General features: G+C 39.8%; 11 protein-coding genes. 8 read left to right on the plus strand and 3 right to left on the minus strand.

The annotated features are described in order from the left end of the window. Nucleotides 1–61 precede the first annotated feature (61 nt). Nucleotides 62–922, plus strand: a complete 861-nt coding sequence (locus tag AAFN85_RS06500; protein WP_347526234.1) for an AraC family transcriptional regulator — start codon at nt 62–64, stop codon at nt 920–922. A 120-nt stretch (nt 923–1,042) separates the two neighbouring features. After that, the gene (locus tag AAFN85_RS06505) at nt 1,043–2,197 is read left to right on the plus strand and encodes an acyltransferase (RefSeq protein WP_347526235.1); all 1,155 of its coding nucleotides are present in this window, start codon (nt 1,043–1,045) and stop codon (nt 2,195–2,197) included. A gap of 168 nt (nt 2,198–2,365) precedes the next feature. On the opposite strand, the gene AAFN85_RS06510 is transcribed toward AAFN85_RS06505, so the two are convergent. Both AAFN85_RS06510 and AAFN85_RS06515 read right to left on the minus strand, forming a co-directional pair. After that, a complete protein-coding gene (locus AAFN85_RS06510) occupies nt 2,366–3,841 on the minus strand; it encodes an oligosaccharide flippase family protein (protein WP_347526237.1) in 1,476 nt (491 codons plus the stop codon). After that, nucleotides 3,842–4,912: a glycosyltransferase family 4 protein gene (locus tag AAFN85_RS06515; protein WP_347526239.1), complete on the minus strand. Its 1,071-nt coding sequence runs from the start codon at nt 4,910–4,912 to the stop codon at nt 3,842–3,844. It lies immediately after the preceding gene. A gap of 167 nt (nt 4,913–5,079) precedes the next feature. Here AAFN85_RS06515 and AAFN85_RS06520 point away from each other — a divergent pair, with 167 nt between their 5' ends. The 4 genes from AAFN85_RS06520 (at nt 5,080) to AAFN85_RS06535 (ending at nt 10,516) form a co-directional block, all read left to right on the plus strand. Further along, complete coding sequence (locus AAFN85_RS06520) at nt 5,080–6,636, plus strand: glycosyl hydrolase family 28-related protein (protein WP_347526240.1); 1,557 nt, start codon at nt 5,080–5,082, stop codon at nt 6,634–6,636. A gap of 238 nt (nt 6,637–6,874) precedes the next feature. Beyond that, a complete protein-coding gene (locus AAFN85_RS06525; RefSeq protein ID WP_347526241.1) occupies nt 6,875–8,431 on the plus strand; it encodes a glycosyl hydrolase family 28-related protein in 1,557 nt (518 codons plus the stop codon). A gap of 213 nt (nt 8,432–8,644) precedes the next feature. After that, the gene (locus AAFN85_RS06530) at nt 8,645–10,024 is read left to right on the plus strand and encodes an O-antigen ligase family protein (RefSeq protein ID WP_347526242.1); all 1,380 of its coding nucleotides are present in this window, start codon (nt 8,645–8,647) and stop codon (nt 10,022–10,024) included. Between the two features lie 306 nt (nt 10,025–10,330). Further along, complete coding sequence (locus tag AAFN85_RS06535) at nt 10,331–10,516, plus strand: hypothetical protein (protein WP_347526244.1); 186 nt, start codon at nt 10,331–10,333, stop codon at nt 10,514–10,516. A gap of 69 nt (nt 10,517–10,585) precedes the next feature. On the opposite strand, the gene AAFN85_RS06540 is transcribed toward AAFN85_RS06535, so the two are convergent. Further along, a complete protein-coding gene (locus AAFN85_RS06540) occupies nt 10,586–11,404 on the minus strand; it encodes a WecB/TagA/CpsF family glycosyltransferase (RefSeq protein WP_347526245.1) in 819 nt (272 codons plus the stop codon). Nucleotides 11,405–12,038: 634 nt separating this feature from the next. Between AAFN85_RS06540 and AAFN85_RS06545 the strand changes: the two genes are divergently transcribed. Both AAFN85_RS06545 and AAFN85_RS06550 read left to right on the plus strand, forming a co-directional pair. Beyond that, nucleotides 12,039–15,371, plus strand: coding sequence for an amino acid adenylation domain-containing protein (locus AAFN85_RS06545; RefSeq protein ID WP_347526246.1), 3,333 nt, complete (start codon nt 12,039–12,041; stop codon nt 15,369–15,371). A 178-nt stretch (nt 15,372–15,549) separates the two neighbouring features. Beyond that, on the plus strand, nt 15,550–15,957 hold the full coding sequence (locus AAFN85_RS06550) for a hypothetical protein (RefSeq protein ID WP_347526247.1): 408 nt from the start codon (nt 15,550–15,552) through the stop codon (nt 15,955–15,957). Nucleotides 15,958–15,975: the final 18 nt, after the last annotated feature.

Raw genomic sequence — 15,975 nt, forward strand, 5'->3', positions numbered from 1 at the left:
TGTGGGGTATAAGGTCAATAATTTAGCACCACGTTATCGAATTATGGTACTATATTGATATATGAAGTTTTTTGAGGAGAAAATATTACCGGGCGACAGGCTGTTTGTGATCAAGGAGGAACGTTTTCCTTTTAATGACTTTCCTTTGCATACCCATCCTGAATACGAAATTATACTGGTGATGAAAAGCAGCGGCACCCGCTACGTAGGCGATCATATAGCAGATTTCTTCCCTGGTGACCTGTGCTTGTTCGGGCCAAACCTTCCTCATACATTTTATAATAAGCACATGCCTGCCGATAGGGAGGTACACCAGGTGGTGATCCAGTTTGATGAAAATTGCCTTGGCCCCGGCTTTTTTGACAGACCGCAATTCGCGGCAATAAAAACATTATTACAGAGATCGCAGCATGGCATAAATTTTACTGGCCCAACGCGCGATATCGCCGAAGAAAAAATAAAAGCCATGGTAAACGCCGATGAAGCTGAGGCTGTGGCAGGTTTGATCAGCGTGCTTGGTCTGCTGGCCAAATCAACAGATCACGAGGTACTATCTATACAAAAGCAAATAGCCGCCAGCGTACAAAAAGATACCGTCCGCATGAACCTTATTTATCACTACCTGCTTGATAATTTCAGGAATGATATTGTGCTGGAAGACGTTGCCGCTATGGCTAATCTGACTGTGGCCGCTTTTTGCCGGTATTTTAAACAACACACCCGCAAAACCCTGTCGGAATTTGTGAACGACCTGCGTATTGGCTATGCCTGCAGTCTGCTGCATCAAAAGGAAATGAGTGTTTTACAGGTTTGTTTTGAAAGTGGGTTTAACAATATTTCCTATTTCAACCGTCGTTTTAAAAAGCAAACAGGCGTATCTCCCTTGTTTTATCAAAAAAATAATACCAGGCGTTATTCATGATTTAAAGGAAATAACAACACGTAATTTTCAAATTACAAACAAACAATTTTTGCCGGTTTTAATTGTGTTGTTATATGATTAGCCCTATTACCTGCAAAACTAAACACCTTAACTTTTTTCATGGATCCATTTAACGCCCGTTTTATTAAAAGCCAAAAACGCTGGCCTTGGATCGATTATGATAAAGGCATCAGCATTATACTGGTTGCCTACGGCCATTGCTACGAAACATTGAAAGATCATGGCCTGGCGCTTGATCAATATCCCTTTTTTAATTACATCGGTGTGTTTTTATATGGCTTCAGGATGCCTTTGTTTTTCATTATATCAGGCTTGTTGGTTGTAAAAAGCCTGAATAAAAAAGGATTAAAGGGCTATATAGGTGATAGGGGTAACAATATTTTATATCCGCTGCTGATTTGGGGGGTGATACAGGTTTCACTACAAATTATCATGAACCGGTTTACACATAACGGTTATACGCCTATTGATTATCTGAACCTGATCATCAACCCGCGCCGCACCGGTATTTTCTGGTACCTGAATGCACTGTATTGCATTGGGGCCATATATGCAGTTTTACATGTCAAATTTAAACTTCCTGCATTGGCGCAATTATGCATTGGTGCTGTGCTGTATGCTTTGTTCCCGCTAATGCACCAGCTCAAAGCCGGATTGCTTATCGATATTTTTGAATATTATGTGTTTTTTGCCTTGGGCGATCTGTTATCCCGCCTGATGTTGGATGACAGGAAAATGCAGATGTACACATCATGGAAATTTTTTGTACCGCTGCTTATAGCATTCATCGCTATCCAATATTACTGTACACCTATAAACCTGCAAGCTTCTGATTATGGGATCCGCAATGTGGAGGTTACCCGGCATTACTTATTCTTTTTGCAGGCTATCATCGGTTGCGCGCTATCCATCAACTGTTCGTTTTTTTTGCAAAAGTTGAATGTCCTTAACTTTTTGCGTATTGTAGGTTATCACTCCTTATATATATACTGCGTACAGATCATCGTAATGACGGTTGTACGTACCGTTTTAATGAGTGCTTTTCATGTAAGCAATGTGCCTTTGCTCATTATCATTATTTGGTCGGCAGGGGTGGTGTTGCCTATATTTTTCTATAACCTTTGTTTGCGATATAACTTTTGGTGGCTATTTAGTTACCGGAAACCCATACAGCAAATAGAATGGATAAAGCAGGAAAATATTTTTGGTTTCAATAAAAAACGGAAGGTGGCGAGTGTTGAGGAAGGTGTGTAGATTAATATAAAAGCATATTTATCCAATAGGTACTTATATCTAACAAAGATGCTGGCCTGTGATGCTTTTTTCGTTAGAAAGCTGGGCAGTTCAGACTTACGAAGTTTTTAAAACTTCGTAAGTCTTGACGCTTTTGAGGCTTTTGATTTTGCCAGTTCGAAGGTATTCTTACCTACTAATATTCTTACTCAAAACAGCATTACGCGGATACTGAAACTTATTACCCATAAAAGTAACCGCTAAAGTCACTGCCCATACAAGCGGGAATAAAATGTAAGGATTAACCACTTTACTCAGCAAAATATATCCGCCTATAAATAGCGCAGTTATCACATAAAATTTAATTACCGATGCCAGCGAAACCATTTTGCGGCCCAGTAACAATACATCCTGCGAGATATGGAACACCAGGAACGATATAAAAATGGAATAGTTAACTACGCTTAACGATTTAATGTATAGCACGCCAGCCAGGCATACCGTTAAGTTCACTATCAGCGCTATAATGTTAAACAACATATCCTGCTTTTCCATTTTCATGGCTATCAAAACATTGGCTTGAAGCAGGGCGGTAGGGAATACCAGGATGGTTAAAAACATCTGCCGGGTATATTCGGCATTGTTAAGGTAGGTGTTTCCAAAAGCAAGGGGGATCAGCTTATCCGAAAACGAATAAATAAAAGTATAAGCTAACCAGCCAAACAGCAGGTAGTATATGTGTACCTTTTTATAAAAAGCGAAAAAGTCTGTTTTGTTGGGTTTGGAATAATGCTTAACCAGCGCCGGGAATACCGAGGTTGATATCACCACGGGCAAGATCTGCGCTATGGAAAATATTTTGAACGAGATCTCATAATTGGCCACATCAAAGGCGGTTAACACTTTTGATATGATGATGTTCGACATGCGCCAGTTGATGATGGATACGCCGCCAATAATCACAAAGGCCCAGTTCATAATAACCATAGCCTTAAGATCGAGGTAGGTAACGGAGCTGCGCCACAAGGTTTTTACGGTGATCATATTTGATGAACCAATAACCAGGAACAGGTTAAGTGTTAAAAAACGAAGCGCTATCAATATAGCCGATAGGGTAATGATTGAAAAAGGATATACAAACAGAACGCAACCTGCAACAAACTTTAAAACAGACTCGATAGTGAGGATAATGGCCGTTTTCTTTTGCTCAAAATTGGCGATGTTTAATGATTTGATGCCGTTTATCAAGTTATCAAAAATTACGTTAACACCCATTAGTATGATGAGCACACGGGTAAATTGATCGCCATAAATTAAAAATGCCAGCGCTATGTTAACCGCGTAAAATATCAACCCGAAGTAGATCTGCATTTTAATGAATTTGCTGATCATGGTGGGCTTATCCTCAACGTGCATGTATTCCCTGATAAACCATTGGCTCAGGCCCATGGTCGAGAATGCGGTCACCAGCTGGTAAATGGCATTTGCCACAATATATTTTGCAAAAATGCCCGTAGGGTACACCCTGGCCAGGATCACAAAAAACAAACTCAAAAACAAAGTTTGCGACATTTGGGAGATCACCCCCCAGCTACTGTTTTTGAAAAGGGAGCTTTGAAATAAACCTGAGATTTTTGTTTTGAGGGAATTATAAGCAATGTTCATTTACTCGGCTGTATATACTTTAGGGGTTTGTTTTTCTGTACTACCGCGATAAGTGTTTAATAAAGGTTGTGGCTGAAACGAATCGATAAGTTTTGTGTAGCTGTTTAACATGGCATTGTAAGTGAACATTTTTTCGTACCTGGCCCTGCTTTCAACGCTCATTTTTGTGTACTCATCAACCGGAAGATTAATCAGACTGTTGAGTTTAACAGCCAGATCGTCCCAGTCTTCGGCTAACTCAATGCCGTTAACTCCGGGAACGCCTATCTCCAGGTTACCACCCACATTATTAACCAACAATGGTTTGCCGTGCATTATGCCTTCAATTAAAGATATGGGCAGGCCTTCCTGAACAGAAAAAAGCATTAAAAAATCTACTTGTTTTATCAACTCGTTCACGCCATCAACAAAGCCCAGCGCGGTAAAGTTTTCATCATCCTTACATTTTTCCTGCAGTTGGGCCAGATCTGGGCCATAGCCTGCAAACAGAATCTCGATATCCTTGTGCAACTTTCCTTTTAGCTTATCAACAATCATTAGCTGGCGCTTAACATCAATTACCCTGGCGGGGTATAGGATCTTGATTTTAGCGCTTTGTTTAAATGAGATAGCTGGTTGGGCTTCACCCTCGTCTTTTATCCCATTGTATATTAAAGTGATGTCCCTGTTTTTTAAGTTAAAGTAGCCAAGCAGGTTTTCGGTTACCTTTTTTGAGATGGAAACGATATTGCGAGGAAAGAATGAGATGTTTTTATGAGTATCGTAAACATTATGGGCAATGTATATGATCTTCGTATTTAAAAAGAAAATACGTTTTATCACCCAAATTACGGCCATCAGGTTGCGGGCATGCACCAGCAGGATTTTGTTATTAAGGTAAAATGGATTGCCAAACTTTACATATTCGGTCGCGGGAATTTTATACTTCGGATGTACCTTTTCGAAGGGGATAAAGCCTAATATTTTGCAATTGTAGCGGTGTTTGATGCCATTGTGTATATCTAAAAGAACTTTTTGTGCGCCTGCGTATTCATCAAGATTGGAGGTAGTTGCAACAATATCTAAAGCCATTATTTAAGTAGTAAGTTAATTAGAGTCTTTTTTTTGAAGAAAATCATATTTTATTTCAAATTTTCCCGTTAATACAAACTGAAGATTAAAAAGTTTTCAGCATAATTGTTATTTTTGGTCGTTTTAAATAAAATATTCTTATTTAGTGTAATTTAATACCCCTGCCTATGCGAAAAATTTCCGTTTTTTTGGCTTTGCTATGTTTTTTTAGCTGCAAAAAGGAAGCCAATTCTCTACTTACAGTTAATAACTCCGAAAAATTTAGTAATTCCTTAACAGTTGCTTCATTTGCGGCCTCAAATTCATCCACTTACGTTAACGTAAAAAATTATGGGGCTAAAGGCGATGGTACTACTGATGATACCAATGCTATTAAAGCCGCCATGGCTGCAGCCCAAAAACAGGGCATCCCTAATGTTTATTTTCCAGATGGATCATACATGGTAGGCGAAACCGGCGATGGTGGTGGTATTATTAAGTTGCTGAATGGCGTAGGCCTGATGGGTAACGGCCCCGCAACTTGCCATATCAAATTAACCGGCGGACGCAAAAATCCTAATCCCATGTTTTGCCAGGATTATGTAAATATGCCCACGGTGAGCAACGTGACCATACAGGGCATTGATTTTAACGGCAACTCCTCATTGCAAACTTTTGATGCCGATTATCAGTACGGAAGCGCTTTTAACTTTCACAACGGTAAAAATATCGAAATTAAAAACTGTAAGTTTCAAAGCCTTAGGGGTGATGGACTTTTGTTTGGTGATGTTTTTGAGCCATCGTTAAATGCCCGGATGGTTACCAATGTTGATGTACACGATTGCGAGTTTTATAACATCTATCGCGAAGGAACTATGTTTTGTGCGGTAAACGATGCCACCTTCTATAATAATAACGTACATGGCGATGGTTACCTGGTAGGTGGTGTAGATATTGAAAGGCACAGTGTAAACGAAACTGTATTGAATGTGTCTGTTTATAACAACACTTTTAATTTTACCGACGGCTATGGTCCGGTTGAGCGGGGCGGCCCAAAGGTTAGATACCGTCGGGCTGTTACCATGGGCTTTTTTTACGATGGTTATAAAAATGGTGTTGCCGATTCGTTAAGCGGCCACTACAAAGTTTACAACAACAAAATTTACCAGGGCCAAATTGATTGCTGGGGCATGCTTAACGTGAGTATATCGGGTAATAGCTTTAAAAATAGCTATGAAAATATAACAGGTGTAAGCTTTTTAACAACGCCTGCTATCAATGTTTCTGACAATGTAACCACTAAAGGTCTGATCAATGTATTTGCTGATAATAACACTATCGATAGCGACATTGGCAACGGTATCGCGTTTAAAAACTATAATAAAGTTACCGCGAATGGTAATACCGTTATAGGTACGCCGCTTGATGGCATAACCGTGTTAAGTACAAGTGGATGTTTTTACGGCAATAAGATAACCGATGCCGGTTCTGCGGCAAGTCCGCGTTCCGGAATTTTGATCAATGGAAACGCTTCTGCTTTATATGTATCCACTAACGAAGCCATTAATACTACTGCCGGTGCCAATCGTACGATGGATTATGTGATCAAAATAGGGAGTGCAAACAATGGTGCTATTGCCCCGCAGATTTTAAATAACAAAGGAAAAAATATGCTTAAGGGCATTTTATCTGAATATTATTATCAATCGGATTATGTTGTTGCTTCAAATAACGTAGCCCTTTAATTAAACTCTTGATCAACAAGTTTGATGGGAGATAGCTGTTAAAAACAGCTATCTCCCATTTTTTTGCCCCGATTTGGGGAATAATGGGGTTGTAATTCTACGTAATTTCTCTAAAAGAAATATTTTGCTTATTAATTATCGTGCCAAAATTTTCTAAAAGGAAAAATATTTTCTCATTTATGTAACAATTTTATCCGTCAGGCGTAAAAGTTGGCATATTGATTAAAAATAACCCCTAATGAAAAGAAATTATCTTGCTTTGGCACTATTATTATTAGTGTCTTGCAAAAAGGACGATGTGGTTGTAGTTCCCCAAAAACAAGCCGAGATCTCGGTTACTACTCCGGCACAATCATTAGCTGCTACGGCTGTACCTACAAATGTTGTTAACGTTAAAGATCAGGGAGCAAAAGGGGATGGTGTTACTGATGATACCAAAGCCATTACTAATGCTTTGCTATATGCTAAGGCCCACGGTGTTCCTAATATCTATTTTCCGGATGGCAGTTACATGATAGGGCAGATCGGTAACGGTGGCGGTATTATTAAATTAGTTGATGGTGTTGGTATGATGGGCAACGGCCCGGCAACCTGCCATATTAAGTTAACTCCGGGGCGTTATAACCCTAATTCAATATTTTATCAGGATTACGTGGGCATGCCTTCTATAGGCAACCTTACCATACAGGGTATTGATTTTAACGGCAATCTGCCGCTACAAAAATTTGACGCCGATTACCAGTTTTGCCACGCCTTGAGCATCAATAACGGTAAAAACATCGAAGTTAAAAATTGCAAGTTCCAAAGCTTCAGGGGCGATGGTTTATTGTTTGGCGATGTGTTTGAAACATCGCTTAACAAACGAATTGTAACCAATGTAAACGTTCACGATAGCGAATTTTTTAATATTTATCGCGAAGGCACCATGTTTTGCTGTGTTAACGGCGCTTCATTTTACAATAACAATGTACATGGCGATGGTTACCTGGTAGGTGGTGTAGATATTGAAAGGCACAGTGTAAACGAAACTGTACTCAATGTGTCTGTTTATAATAACATGTTCAACTTTGCCGATGGTTACGGCCCGGTTGAGCGTGGCGGTCCAAAAGTTCGCTACCGCAGGGCAGTTACTATGGGCTTCTTTTACAATGGTTATAAAAACGGTGTTGCCGACGAATTAAGCGGCAATCACAAAATTTATAACAACAAAATTTACCAGGGCCAGATAGATTGCTGGGGCATGATCAATATCAGCATCTCAGGCAATTGCTTTACAAATACTTACGAAAACATTACCGGTGTTCAGTTCATCACCGCGCCGGCCATTAACGTTGCCGATCCGGCCAATACCAAAGGCCTTGTTAATGTATCTGCAGATAATAACGTGATTAAATCGGCTATGGGGAACGGAATTATGTTCCATAATTATACCCAGGCGCAGGCTAACGCAAATACCATTACCGGTACACGTACTGATGGAATAAATCTGATAGGTACCAGCGGCTACTTTTACGGAAATACCATTGCCGATGCGGGTACAACAGCACAAAAAGCATCTGGCTTTATTGTTAGCGGTAACTCATCCGGTTTGATCATTACTACCAACCAGGCTACCAACACCCTGTCGGGGGCGGCCCGTACTATGGATTATGTGGTAAAGATAGCCGGTATTAATAATGGTAAAGTTGCCCCTAAAATTCAAAACAATAAAGGCAAAAACATGACTGCGGGTGTTGTATCGTTATACTGGCTGCAATCAACCTTTGCCGAGCTTCTTAATAACCTTGCGGGATAATCAGCATAAATAAATGTTTTAGTTAAAAAGAGGATACGGAAGCGTATCCTCTTTTTTGCTTCATATTCCATAAACAGCTAAGAATTATTGCAACAATGTTAAGCTTTCCCAAACTTTTTTGCTGGATAGTTATTATAGTTCAACCGTGGCTTTAAGTTGATGGTGTGAAAAACTCCGGATATAAGGCCATTTGATAATACGAGTTATTGAGCTATGCTGCTGAAAATCCTTGTCTTCTTTGCCCTTATTGCCGTGTACCTTGGCTGGTATGTAAGTAACCTGCTTAACAAAAGGGATTCATCGCACCTGCTTTTTAGTTTTATAGTTACTTGTATCCCTTTCCAAATGTCGTTTCCGTTATATACGCCTACCTATGTATCGGTAGATGGTATAGGATCTTTTACCGGGAAGATATTTTTGATGCTACCACTCATAGCTTCGGTAGTATTACTTGTTTTGCAAAAAAATAAAAACCTGTTCTATCTATATAAAAACGAACGATGGGTGATGTGGATCGTAATTTTGATAGCCATATCATTTATCAACCCCTTTAATGTGGCCCGCTGGGGAACGGTGGCTTTCGCCATAGCGCTGTTATCATACATTTTATTTTTCAGGCTCATCTATAATAAGCTTAACCCGCTGCAAATATTGAATGGTATTTTCGGTAGTTTTTTATTGCTGTGCGTGCTGAATTTTTGCCTGGCCATTTTGTATCCGGTACTGAACGTTTCGTTTGTTACAACTATTTTTCAGGAAGGCGGCGATATGTGGGCTACCCGGAACGGAACAAGGGCAGGGGCTATAGGTATTTTTGTTACCCCGGCCAACCTTGGCCTGTTTTCGGTTATTGCTTCTGGATTTTTCTTTGCGAGTTATCTAAATGGTTTTAAAAAGAAACTGAGTTTGATAGTGCTCGTTATTACGGGGATAACCATCATACTCACCTATTCGCGTACATCATACATCACGCTGGTGGTGATCCTGATCATGCTGTTTTACATTTTTAAAAATGCCGATAAGCCACTATTATCCCTCAAAAGCTTCTTTTTAGGCGTGTTGCCCGCAGCTATAGTGCTATACTGGCTGGTATTTCTATCACCTTTTAGCGCCACGTTTTTAAAAACTGATGCTGACGATATGTACCAGGCCCGCCTTGACCACTGGACCATGGGGATGGACATATTTCATCATTCGCCCGTTATCGGTGTTGGTATAAACAGCCACCTTGAGTTTGTCAACCGGTCGCCCGAGATGAGTAAGGTTATTCATAATGAGTTTTTGACATCAAATCCTATCCATAACACTCATCTTATTATCCTTTGCGAAACGGGTATTATAGGCTTTGCCTTATGGCTCATTTTTATAATCATAACACTGCGGCAAGCCAAAAGCAATATAGCTCAAAACGTAAATACTATACTATCGCTCACCCAGATAGCTTTGATAACCATTTACATAATTTATGGTTGTACTGACTGGGCACCGGTTTCGCACTCTACCTTTCCGTTATTCCTTCTATTTACGTATTTCTTTAATAAGTACAGCCTTTCCTCAAGGCCTGTTAATATTGTTGCTATGAGCGCGGCGTAAACAAGCAAGCCATTTCCTGGGTAATAGCTGAACAAATGGCGTTAATAAGCCTGCCGTTGCAAACCAACTTATTGCCTTATATTATTATTAATTTATTTTTATTTGAGATTGAAACGAATGCACTTTTTAAGTAGTTGTTTCTGTTTTTAAATATGATAAATTAACTTGCTGTAGTTCAGACTTTTTGATAGCTTTAAGCCTCGCATACCAGGAATCATCCATACTATTTCATTTAGCAGCCGATAAGCGAACTTTATAGCACAGTATCCCGTATAAAGGATGTATTGGTATTAACCAATTTTGAGCATGAATGATAAAAAGTTTAAGACATTACTCAAGGTGATTAACGTTTTGAGTATTATATCGCTGGAGAAGTATTGGAAGAACGGGGTTAAAATAAGTTTCAAAAAAAAGAAGAATGACACAAGTCATTCTTCTAAAGTTGTACAACATCCTGCTGCTACTGAAGGTCCTAAAAAAATCGCCTTATAGTTCCGTTAATAGCTTATATCAATCTAAATCAAATTCATTTACAGGTAACAGCTTAATTTGAATTATTAGCTAAACGATCTTTTTTTTCAGTTCGATAAACGACTCGTTTTTTGATACGATCTTAAGGTTTTTGCGGGCTGCGTTTATTTGCATTTCGTCGTTAGCCATGTTCTTGGCATTGCTTGTAAACAACCTGCGGAACATGAGGTAAACAAATTTAGGGTATGTTTTTACAGATCTTTTCAGGATACCTTCTTCTTTAAAAATGCGGTAAAAAAATCTAAGGTTCATTTTATCAATAAACGCTGGATAAAAATTGATCTCGCGTTTGGTTTGGTGTAAAAATCCTCCGCATGTGTAAACCGCTCCGGCATAGCCGGCCTTTCGTAAATCAAGCGCCATGGCTTCCTGCAAAACGGCACCCATACCAATAAATATCATGTCGGGCCTTAATTCAACTATTGATTGTATGGCCTCATTCCTGTCATTATCGCCCGAAAAATAACCGTTTCTAAAACCTGATATTTTCAGTTCGGGAAAGTTTGTTCTGAATACGCTTACCGATTCTTTGATGCCGCTGGCATCTGTACCCAAAAAAAATGCGCTTAGTTTATTTTTGATAGCTATGTCAAATACGTAGGGCACAACCGATGTCATATCGCACGAAAAACGTTTGATTTTAAACGAGGCAGCTTTTAACCAGTTCAATACGGTTACAACCAGTATGCCGTCCGGAGCTATGAAGTCGAAAGCTTCAAATGAGTCGGCTTCTTTTACAGCCAGTGTATATGAGTGTGGATTTAAAAACGTGATGAGTTTCCTGTTCCTCGGATCAAAATCTTCAATGGAGCGGGGTATTTTGGAGGTGAAAATATTATAGATATCCATTATGATTTTATTGTAGGGGTGAAAATTTTAGTTGCGTTAGTTATTCTATTCATTTTGTTCATAGCCTCGCAAACACAACGCCAGTTTCAAATTTGCTATAAGTGGCTTTATAGCTGCCCCAATATAAATTATAGCACCAGGAAGTGACTTAAAACTTTAAGGAGTGCGATTATTGAAGATTGTCACGTTTTTGTTATCTAATAATTACCAATCATATCGACAGGGGAAAATATTTTAATTGTTGTTCTAAAATTTTATACACCAATTGTTACAAAAAAGGTACAAAATCTACTGTTAGATGGACTTTTATTGTGAAATTTTCTCGCTATTCCTTTTAGGAGTATGAATTTTTGGAGTAAAATAGTTTTACCTAAAGCTTAGTTCAATAAAGAGATACTACGTTTTTTGACTATTTGACTTTAATTGCTTGAAAATAAAAGGTTTATTACTAAATCGTTTTTCTGGATATATATGGGTGTTATCAGTCTGATAGTGTAACAGTCCTGTTTCTTTTTGCGCAGAAAACATTTTTGGCATCTTTTTCTCCCGGTTTACGGGTGTGAACAAAATGAATAGCAAAAAATGCACTGAATACCCAACAGCATACATACAACCTTAATAATCACTATAAAGCATGTCCATTTTATTATCTACCGAAACCGAACAATTTAATCTCACCTCGCTACATAAAAGTAACTCTGTAAATGGCAGTAAGCAGTCAACTCATGGTAAGGCCCCTGAAACCTTTGCCTCTTTTGATTTTAACGTCCCTGTTGGTTTAAAAGAAACTATATTGGAAGCAGCGGCTGATAATAACGTAGGGTTCAGTGCCTTTTTAATAACGGCCCTGAACGCGGTTTTACAAAGGTATTCGGGCCAGCACAATGTGCTATTAGGACAGGCCTTTGTAAAGGCCGGAGGCGAGAGCTTACAAATTGCCGAGCTATGGAACGAGTTTAACAGCGAAAGTTTGTTTGCCGATGTATGCCGACAGATCAACACTAACATAACCGGCACAACCGACAACGTAGAATTGAACGCCGATCTCAACCTGTCCAGTGCGCATGTAAATAAAGCACTGTTCCAGGTGTTCTTTATTTCATCAACAGATGGCGAGGTTGATAAGCCTGCGCTTATTGAAACTTTGATAAAGCAGTTGGATGATTTTCATTTCGGCTTATATATTAATGAACAGGATAGTGACCTCCACTTGTCGTTTTTTTATGCCCCCGCTAAATTCAACAATGCTTTTTTCGAGGTTTTTGCCGAACGTTTGCTTGTTTTACTACAAGCTGCCGCCAACAATTATTCATTAAAACTGGGCGAGTACAATGTATTAGGCAACGCGGAATACCATGAACTGATCAATAAATTTAATGATACCGTTACTCCATACGCTTACCAGCAAACCATTTTTGAACTTTTTGAACAGCACGCGGCCAATAAGCCCGACGCCGTTGCCTTAGTTAAAGGAGATAAGGCACTGAGCTACGAAGCCCTGAACAGGCAGGCCAACCGACTGGCCAATTATCTTATTGCCGAAGGCGTAAAGCCAGGCGATAACGTAGGCCTCCTCACCAACCGCGATTTTGACATGATCATAGGCATGCTGGGTATATTAAAAGCAGGAGGGGCGTATGTGCCGGTCGATCCGGATTACCCACTGGAAAGGCAGGAATATATCTACACACAATCCGCTTTAAAAACGGTAGTTGCCGATCATGACTATCCTTTAAAGGTGATAATTGGCGCTGATAATTTTAAAGTGATCAATCAGCAGCAACTGGAGCAAACTGCAGATACCAATCCCGCTTTAAAAATAGATAGCGAGCAGTTGGCGTACACTATTTATACGTCAGGTTCTACCGGGAAACCTAAAGGAGTGATGATTGCACATTATTCGGCAGTGAATTTGGTAGCATGGGTAAACAAACGCTTCAATATTACTGCTGCCGATAGGTTGTTGTTCATCACCTCCATGTGCTTCGATCTATCAGTGTATGATATTTTCGGCATGCTATCTGCCGGCGCGGCCATTGTTATTGCCGAAAAAAATGAGATCCAAAATGTTCAGATACTGGCCGATATGCTGGTAAAGCACCGGGTAACATTTTGGGATTCGGTACCAACAACACTCGATTTTTTGGTAAAAACCCTCGAGACTGAAAACCCTGCCTATAACTACGCTGGTTTAAAAACAGTTTTCATGAGCGGCGACTGGATCCCGGTAAGCCTACCTGATAGGATCAAAACTTTTTTCCCCGAAACGCAGGTGGTCAGCTTAGGCGGTGCTACTGAAGGCACTGTTTGGTCTAACTATTTTGTGGTTGATAAAACCGAAAAAAGCTGGAATAGTATTCCATATGGAAAACCTATCGACAATAATTTTTTCTATATCCTGAACGAATATCTGCAGCCGGTACCGGTTGGCACTGTTGGCGATCTGTACATTGGCGGCGTAGGTGTGGCCAGGGGGTATGCTAACGATAGCGAAAAAACAGCGCGCTCATTCGTTCCGGATCCATTCCATCCAAATAGCGGAGGGATGATGTACCGCACCGGCGATTTGGGCCGGATGATGCCCGACTACAAAATGGAGTTTATTGGCCGTAAAGACAATCAGGTTAAAATACAGGGCTTTAGGGTTGAACTGGGTGAAATTGAAAGCGTATTGAACGGTAACGAGCAGGTTAGCGCCGCTGTAGTTTTAGCCAAACCAGATAGCGATGGAAATAAGCGTTTAATAGCCTACGTGGTCGGTAAAAACGGCGATAATAATATTGAAGAGCTGAAATCATATCTGCACAAATTTTTACCTGCATATATGGTTCCCGCTGTTTGGGTTGAGTTAGACAGGCTCCCACTAACTGCGAATGGAAAGATAGACAGGAACGGGCTACCCGATGTTAACGAGCAACGCGAAGCCGAGCGCCCGCAAGTTGAACCGGAAACTGAAACCGAGCGTACATTAATAAACCTATGGAAAGAAGGGTTCAGGAACAATAATATTGATGTGCTGAGCAATTTTTTTGATATCGGAGGTCATTCGCTAATGGCTGTCCAGATCTTATCTAAGCTTAAAAAGCTAACAGGTAAAAATTTGCCTATCTCGGTTTTTTATAAATATCCAAGTGTGAGGTTGCTTGCCCATTTTATTGATAAAGAAACTGAGGATTACAATTTTAAATCGTTGGTAGCTATAAAGCCATCGGGTTCAAAAAATCCGCTTTATATTATTCATGGCGATGGGCTGAACGTACTCAATTTTAGCAAACTGGCAGATCATGTAAGTAAAGATCAGCCGGTTTATGGTTTGCAGGCCCTCGGCCTTAACGGTATTGATGAGCCTATAGATAGCTTGCCGGTTATCGCTTATCATTATATGCAGGAGATCATCAAGCATAACCCGCGTGGACCATATTTATTGGCCGGCTATTCGTCAGGAGGTTATGTGGCGATGGAAATAAGGAAGCAGATGGTAGCCCAGGGCCGGGAGGTGAAAATGCTGATCATTTTTGATACTGATGCCGAAAAAACCGAATATAAGGATTGGTACTCACTGTTGCCTAAAAAGGCTAAGCGCCATTTGCCAAGGATGATCCAGGCCATCAGGCTATCTATCAGTCAGTGGTTTAAAGGCAAGTCGAGTCAGCCTGAGTTGATTGTAGAGAAGAAGAAAGATTCGAAAGAGTTTTATAAGCTCATCCAAAAAATTAAAAACAAACACATCACAGCCTTCAGAAATTATCCACTTGAGCAGTTTGATGGCAAGCTGTATCTATACCGCGCAAAAATAAGCGTGCATTATATTGAGTATGGTAAGTACCTGGGTTGGGAAAAGTATGCTAAGCAGGGCGTTGAACTTTTCGAGATTCCGGGTGACCACTTTTCTATGCTGCAAACGCCTAATGTAACCGAGTTGGGCGCAGTTTTACAAAAGAATATTGATGAAACGACAAAAAATTAACTGAAATGGATATTGGACTTTACTTAAGCGACATTGAAACAACCGCAAGTTGTTTTAGCTGCTTTGGCATGGTAAAGGCATAAATATTGTAAAAATGGGTTATTGCCTACAGGTTTGCACATGTTTGATCAAAAGTTGAGATAATAAATACTAAAATCTATCTATAAAAACATACAATATGAAAAAGATCTCTTTTATACTACTTATGGTGATGGTGGCCTTCGCATCATGTAAAAAATTAGCAGCAAAAGATGAGGTTGCACCGGGCAACAATGACCCTAACTACGATGCCAATAACCAAATTTTCAGGGTAAAGGCAAGTTCGTCGGCCGTTTTTAAACTGGTTATTATTGAGTATAATAGTGACGGAACAACTCCTTACAATACTATAAATGCTGATCAAACAACCCAGTTTGATTACGGCTTTACCCCGGTAATTGGCCATAAAATAACATTTAATATCCAAAGCGAAAATGGCCAGATCAAGGCATCTGCATTGTATAAAGGCAATTATCTTAATCCGGTTCAGGTAAAAACCAGTGGTTCGGGCAGTACAGCCAGCTACAGCTACACTGTAACAGATTAAACTTAACGCGCTACAAAT

It is taken from the genome of Mucilaginibacter sp. CAU 1740 (assembly GCF_039839285.1).
Taxonomy (GTDB): Bacteria; Bacteroidota; Bacteroidia; order Sphingobacteriales; family Sphingobacteriaceae; genus Mucilaginibacter.